Raw genomic sequence first — 4,093 nt, forward strand, 5'->3', positions numbered from 1 at the left:
GTCGGCGAAGGTTCCGCGCCCGAGCGCCGGCAGCGCCGGCATCAGCTCACTGATCGCCAGCATCGGCGAGGTGCCGGTCTCCGGCATGGATGAATGGGCGGTCTTGCCCTCCAGCACGATGCGCATGCCGCGTGACGCACAGTTGACCACGCCGGGCTTGAGCCGCACCTCGCCGAACGGCACGCCAGGCAGGTTGTGCAGCGAGAAAGCGAAATCCGGCGCGATCTCGCCGAAGCGGGGATCGGCAACGACGCCGGCTGCGCCATTGCCGGTTTCCTCCGCCGGCTGGAACATCAGCACGACGCGGCCGCTTGCAGGCCGCTCGCGCCCCAACTGCCGGCCGAGGGATGCCAGGATGGCGGTGTGTCCGTCATGGCCGCACATATGCGACTTGCCCGGCACGCGCGACGCATGCGGCACGCCTGAAAGTTCTTCGATAGGCAAGGCATCGAGTTCCGAACGGAACAGCACCGTCGGCCCTGCTTTGCCGCTGTCATATGTGACCGCGACGCCGTGCCCGCCGAGCTGTGTCAGCACCTTGTCCGGCCCCGTATCGGCGAGGAAGGCGACGACCTCCTTTGCCGTCTTCTCCTCTTCATTCGAGATTTCCGGATACTGGTGCAGCTGGCGCCGCCACGCCGTCAACTCGACGATGTCTCGGTTGGTCAGAGTCATGCTTTTTCAACCTCCGCTGCATTCTTCATCGACACGTCCAGGCACAGGGGTGCCGCAATGATGAATTGCTAGCGACAAAGGGCAGTTCCCGCCACAGTCCAAGTTTCAGGCTTCGGCAGGCCAGAAACGGCCGTTCTCCCGGCCATCCGCAGCCTATTGATTGATCTCGGGCTCGACGAGCTTTGCCAGATTTCTGAGCGATTCCTGCCAGCCGAGATAGCAGGCCTCGACCGGAATGACGTCCGGAATGCCGGCCTGGGTAATGTCGATTTCAGTGCCGACCGACACTTTTTTCAAGACCACGGTCACCCGTATCTCGCCGGGCAGGTTGGGATCGTCGAACCTGTCGGTGTAGAGCAGGCGCTCGCCCGGAACGAGTTCAAGGTATTCGCCGCCGAAGGCGTGGCTGTCGCCGGTGGTGAAATTGCGGAACGACATCTTGAACGTGCCTCCGACCTTTGCCTCGAAATTATGGACCGTGCAGGTGAAGCCGTTTGGCGGAAGCCACTTGGCCAGCGCGTCCGCTTCAACGAAGGCGCGATAGACCTTTTCAGGGCTGGTCGTCAGAACGCGGTGCAAACGTACGGTGCCGGGCATTGCTGGATCCTTTCATGAATGCCTGTTCGATACCCCAAGGACGGACGAAGCCTAGCCAGTCCGACATTGGTTTGCGAATTTTTTGACGGGAGGCGGCCTGCCTACGCCGCGGACATGCGTTCGACCCCGAGCTATCAACACGAAGCTCGGGCGAGACGGCGGATGAACTGCACCGGCTTCGGAGCTGGCGCTCACCTGCTAAATCGAGTTCCTGAGCCATCTTGTTGTTCGGGCGTGTTTTTGTCGATTGCCGCGAACGGCCGCGCGTCCCCGTCGATGCTTCGAACGCCGCCAAATAGGGCAGCGCGTCTTTGCCGTCCATGTGCCGATCATTAGAATTTGCATCTGATCAGAGTTGATTTCCTATCAAGCCGTTAATGCGGTCATGCTGTTAATCAGCATTTGCTAATGAGTCTTTCGAACCTGAGGCAAGCAATGACCAAGAATCTCGGCAATGCACGTCATACGCCGGCGAAGGACCCGCAGGTCTCCCTTCTGGGCAAAGCCGCGCCGGCGCTGTTTCCGCTGGTCGTGGCGGCACTGGGTTACATGGTTGGCAAGCAGTTCTTCGGCATCTAGGCGCGAAGTTCCGTTCCCTCAAACGTCTCGGCGGACCGACCATCTCAGCGCGCGGGCCGCCGTTTGCGTTGCAGCGGCGTGTTGCCGGGCATCAACGTCAAACATGCACGTCGCCAAAGGACAGTTCGCCGTCGTTATCGGCCGTGAAAAAGACGATGGCAAGCAACCCGACATAGAATGCGGCCACGACAACCACGATCGCCACACCGGGAACGGGGCCAAGGGCGGCGCTGTCTACGGCTTCGCGAAGCGAACCGGCAAAGCCGGTCCTGACGCCCACGGTTTGAAGGCTGGGGGTGGATATCTTGAGCACCCAGGCCAGCAAGAGGATCAGGAACAGGTAGATGTAATTTCGCCGCAGCCGACGGGCCAGCGCGACGCGCTGCGACAGCAGGAACTTCGGCGCGCGTAGGCCTTCCCCGACGATGAGCAGCCAGTCCGAGGCAAAGTCGGGCTGTGGGGAAAAGATCTGCGCGAAATAGTGGCGCTCGAACTGGCGTACGCGCGCCCGATAGAAATCGAAGAACCGATAGCGGCGCGCCTCGATCCATAGCAGCAGCAGGATCAGCAGCATGGCGAAAAGCAGCACGCCGTGATGCGCACTGGCCGTCGACAGCGATACCGAAAGCAGCGCCGCCACCACCGTGATTGCCCAGTTGGTTGTCCTGTCCAGCCGGTCGCGCCATCCCGCCATGCGAGCGATCTCGGCGCGGTGAAAATGCGACAGCGTGTTGACGCGCTCCGCCGATGAAAGGACGGGGCCAGCGGGCTTTGCCGACGCGTCGTTCATGGCATCCTCCGGCAAGGAACAGAACGGCCTGCCAGCGGCATTGTTCCCTGTCCTCGAGACCGCCGATCCAGCCGACCAGCCGCGCGTTGAGGCCGAGGCGGCTCCGGTCCAGCAGACACCAAGCTGGCGGTTGACCACTGTTTCGCGAAGTGCCGATCGAAGGGCACGACTGATGTGGACAGCACCGGTGACGCAGGCACCTGCATGCACCAATCACATTACATTACGAGGTCTTGACCCACCCGCGACGGAGTCCAAAATCCTCCGCACCAGTGCCGACGAGGCGCCGGCTTCACGGGCGCCGCGCGGGTCAGGGGCGGTGGCCTTCGGGCAGGCTCAGGTGCGCGAGCCCCCGCCACTGATCCAGGCGTTTCCAACGGGACCGGAGCGCCAATGGCGCAGACGCGCATCGTCCGAGCATGGCAACCAGAGCATGCAAACGAACGATAGACAGGATCAAGAAAGGAGCAAATGCAATGACCATTCGTGATCTGATGCCATGGGGTCGCGATCCAAACCAGGTTCAGACCCTCTCAGGCGACCGCGATCAGGACCCATTCATGAGCCTGCATCGCGAGATGAACCGCCTTGTTGACGACATGTTCCGCGGTTTCGGTTCACGTCTTCCATCCTTGGGCAGGCTCTCTTCAGCGGGCGGTGGCTGGCCTAGCGTGGAAATCTCGGAAACGGACAAGGAAATCCGCGTGACCGCCGAGATACCCGGCATGGAGGAAAAGGACATCGAGGTGTTGCTCGATGACGGCGTCCTGACGTTGCGCGGTGAAAAACACGCCGAAACCGACGACAAGGAACGTCAGTTCTCCGAGCGATTCTACGGCCGCTTCGAACGTCGCATTCCGATCGGCTTCGAAGTCGAAGAAGACAAGGTCGCTGCCGATTTCCGCAACGGCGTGCTGTTCGTCACCTTGCCGAAATCCGAGAAGGCACAGAACAAGATGAGGCGCATCCCCATCGGCGGCAAGAGCACCAAGCACTAGAATGATTGGATGCCGGGCGGGAGGGTCACCCGCCCGGCATCGGCCGTTGAATTTTGCGCCGGTCACATGGACCCTTGAGAATCCCTCTGCCTTCGGCAACATGACGGCGACGGTAGAGGGTATGAAATGAACCAGCCGATTTCTGCCATATCGCCGCGCAAGTCCGTGCCGCGCAACACGCCGATGGCGCTGACCGAGGCGTTGGTCGCGCGCACTATGCGTGCTGTCGAGGATGCCGGGCCGACGCCGGGCATGGTTCACATGACCGATGCCGACTATGCGCGTATCCGCGACGAGGTGCTGGCCGGCGCTCCGGCCGGGCCGCTGAAACTATTTGCCTATGGCTCGCTGCTGTGGAAGCCCGCCGGCGAGGTGAGGGGCGGAGAACGCGCGGTGGCCAGCGGCTGGCATCGTTCGTTCTGCTTCACGGTGCAGCGTTTTCGCGGCACGGTCG

6 protein-coding genes are annotated in these 4,093 nt (G+C 62.0%); 3 read left to right on the plus strand and 3 right to left on the minus strand.

Annotated features, from left to right (window positions below; all coding sequences use genetic code 11):
• A partial coding sequence (locus tag EN884_RS28015) for an amidohydrolase (protein WP_128360858.1) occupies window positions 1-675 on the minus strand: 675 nt, incomplete at its 3' end.
• 153 nt (window positions 676-828) lie between these two features.
• On the minus strand, window positions 829-1,272 hold the full coding sequence (locus EN884_RS28020) for an SRPBCC family protein (RefSeq protein ID WP_013530517.1): 444 nt from the start codon (window positions 1,270-1,272) through the stop codon (window positions 829-831).
• A gap of 435 nt (window positions 1,273-1,707) precedes the next feature.
• Here EN884_RS28020 and EN884_RS28025 point away from each other — a divergent pair, with 435 nt between their 5' ends.
• On the plus strand, window positions 1,708-1,851 hold the full coding sequence (locus tag EN884_RS28025) for a hypothetical protein (protein WP_013530518.1): 144 nt from the start codon (window positions 1,708-1,710) through the stop codon (window positions 1,849-1,851).
• A gap of 97 nt (window positions 1,852-1,948) precedes the next feature.
• Here EN884_RS28025 and EN884_RS28030 read toward each other — a convergent pair whose 3' ends face one another.
• Window positions 1,949-2,641 (minus strand): DUF2270 domain-containing protein, encoded by a 693-nt coding sequence (locus tag EN884_RS28030; protein WP_063168672.1) that lies wholly within the window; start codon window positions 2,639-2,641, stop codon window positions 1,949-1,951.
• A 476-nt stretch (window positions 2,642-3,117) separates the two neighbouring features.
• Between EN884_RS28030 and EN884_RS28035 the strand changes: the two genes are divergently transcribed.
• On the plus strand, window positions 3,118-3,639 hold the full coding sequence (locus EN884_RS28035; protein WP_013530520.1) for an Hsp20/alpha crystallin family protein: 522 nt from the start codon (window positions 3,118-3,120) through the stop codon (window positions 3,637-3,639).
• 126 nt (window positions 3,640-3,765) lie between these two features.
• Window positions 3,766-4,093, plus strand: a 328-nt coding sequence (locus EN884_RS28040) for a gamma-glutamylcyclotransferase (RefSeq protein ID WP_206617657.1), incomplete at its 3' end; no start/stop codon positions are given.

It is taken from the genome of Mesorhizobium sp. M7A.F.Ca.AU.001.01.1.1, assembly GCF_004022735.1.
Taxonomy (GTDB): domain Bacteria; phylum Pseudomonadota; class Alphaproteobacteria; order Rhizobiales; family Rhizobiaceae; genus Mesorhizobium; species Mesorhizobium ciceri.